The 1707-nt window shown below is 28.5% G+C and carries 1 protein-coding gene; it reads left to right on the forward strand.

The features are described from left to right. Positions 1–825 precede the first annotated feature (825 nt). On the forward strand, positions 826–1635 hold the full coding sequence (locus DMG62_23915) for a hypothetical protein (protein ID PYY20167.1): 810 nt from the start codon (positions 826–828) through the stop codon (positions 1633–1635). The last annotated feature ends 72 nt before the right edge of the window (positions 1636–1707 follow it).

A 1707-nucleotide genomic window follows, 5' to 3' on the forward strand; every position in this document is an offset into this window, starting at 1 on the left:
ACTAAGCAAGTAGACAGGAGGTTTCCACCCCGCTAGATCTGGTATAGTGAGAACATTTTTCGTAATATTTTTTACTTTCGTGTAATGATGTTAATATGGCGTGGGCACTACGATGAATGTGAAATGATTTAGATTATGTATTTTTGTAGAAAACATTCCTGAAAATTATTATCACGTTCAAAGTGGTTTAAATCAAAGCATATTTAATACAGAATTACTTGTCTTTATTCAAAACTTTTCTATTATAACAAAAATATAACGTTAACGTTAATAATAATAGAATATAAAATCTTTTTTTTAAAAAAATAAAAAGTAATACATTATTTTTACTAAATGACTCGCGATATAATAAAGCAATAATGTTTTATCTGATATCAAAAATTTACTAACTTTATTATCAAACTGAAAATTCTGACAGTTCTATTTGATATTAAACATCTTTTTTTTGGTGAACTGAAAGTATTAAACTCAATTTTCACGATTAGCAACGATTTCAACGCATTGGATGAGTTGCGAGAGCAATTAAAATTCGAGAAATTCGCACGGCGTGCGATTACTAGTAAAAATAGTTCAAATTCGACAAAACCATGAAGAAACCAAACTTCAACTGTATTATGTAAAGAATCATTTCTAATTTATATTTTATTTGTTTATTTTTATTCATTGAAAAAAAATTGATAATCTAATTTTTTGAATTTAGTTTTTACAATTAATCGATTGCTTCCAAAAGAAACTATTAGCCCGCCCGAGTGTTTGAAATTCAATGTGCGGAGTGTGCGCGCGCACAAATTTTATGAAACTCCGCACATAACTTAAGATTTTTGTATGCATTTCCGCACATCTGCGCACATCTGCGCACATTCCCGCACATTTGCGCTTATTTTCCGCACATTTGCGCACATTCCGCATAATTTAGCAGATAAAAGAATAAAAACTGCTAATGCTCCGAATTTCACTAATCAAATGGCTAAGGGAACATCAGTTTATAAAAAAGAGACAATTGATAGACATTTAAAAGTAAAAGATCATTTAATAGCAGAAAAAAAGAAAATAGAAGGTGCAAATAATATTATTGCTGGATTTGCAAAGCAATATGATAAAGATAAACTTACTATTATTCAACAAATGCAATGTGTTTATTTTGCAGCAAAAAATTATATTTCATTAAACGTATACCCAAAATTATGTCATTTAGTAAAATTAAAAGATCAAAGTACAACTACTTCTCCTCAAGTACTTGCTCTTCCAAAGCAAATCGTAGATAATACAATCTCAACTCGTTCAAATTATGGTACATATACAAATAACAAATCAGGAAAAACGCTAGAACAATCAATAGCAAACATAATTAAACAGGAATTAAGGCGTGAAATTAGAAATTCTCCTTTTTGGAGTATCATGATTGATGAGACCACTTCCATTTCTGACGAAAAGCATTTAGCAATAGTTTCCAAACACATGTCGCATAATGTTCCTGTATTACGATTTATTGGGTTAATTGAGCTTGAAAATTGTACTGCAAATAGCATTTTAGAACAAATGTTGAAATTTATTCAAGTCAATGAACTTAATTTAGATAATTTGATTCATTTTGGAAGTGATGGTGCATCTACAATGGTTGGTAAGTTATTTTAAATTTTAATATTATTAATTGACCTATCTATGAAATTTTATTTAAATTGTTTTTTATTTAATAGGAAAAAAAAA

This window comes from Acidobacteriota bacterium (genome assembly GCA_003225175.1).
Lineage (GTDB): Bacteria > Acidobacteriota > Terriglobia > Terriglobales > Acidobacteriaceae > Gp1-AA112.

Coding starts and splice junctions, on each gene's coding strand:
- DMG62_23915 (PYY20167.1), top strand. CDS start 826: ATGCATTTCCGCACATCTGCGCACATCTGCGCACATTCCCGCACATTT.